This is a genomic window from Bradyrhizobium sp. TM233 (genome assembly GCF_036247965.1).
GTDB classification, from domain to species: Bacteria; Pseudomonadota; Alphaproteobacteria; order Rhizobiales; family Xanthobacteraceae; genus Bradyrhizobium; species Bradyrhizobium ottawaense.
In genome coordinates this window covers 1-375 of sequence record NZ_BTIG01000126.1, presented here as the reverse complement: position 1 = coordinate 375, position 375 = coordinate 1, and the positions used below count along the sequence as shown (strand labels likewise).

Below are 375 nucleotides of genomic sequence, written 5' to 3'. Positions count from 1 at the left end.
AAGTCCGTCACCGAGGGCAACACCGCGGCGGCGCTGAACACGAGCGGCCTATTGACGATTGTGGATCCCGACACTGGCGAAGCCCACGTCGTCGCGCAATCGAACGTCCACGGGACCTACGGCGACTTCAGCATCGACGCCAACGGCGCCTGGAGCTACGCCGGCACCGGCGCGCATGACGAGCTCACCGCCGGCCAGCAGGTGCAGGATCAGTTCACGGTGGCCAGCCAGGACGGCACCGCTTCCGGCACGGTGACGGTCACCATCACCTGCAGCAATGACGCGGCGACAGTCTCATCGGACTCGACGTCCGTCACTGAGGGCAATGCCGCCGCCGCACTGAACCCGAGCGGCCTATTGACGATTCTGGATCCC

The 375-nt window shown here is 66.1% G+C and carries 1 protein-coding gene; it reads left to right on the top strand.

All coding sequences use genetic code 11. The features are described from left to right. Positions 1-375: VCBS domain-containing protein (locus AABA86_RS33975; protein ID WP_338309846.1), on the top strand; the 375-nt coding region annotated here is incomplete at both ends.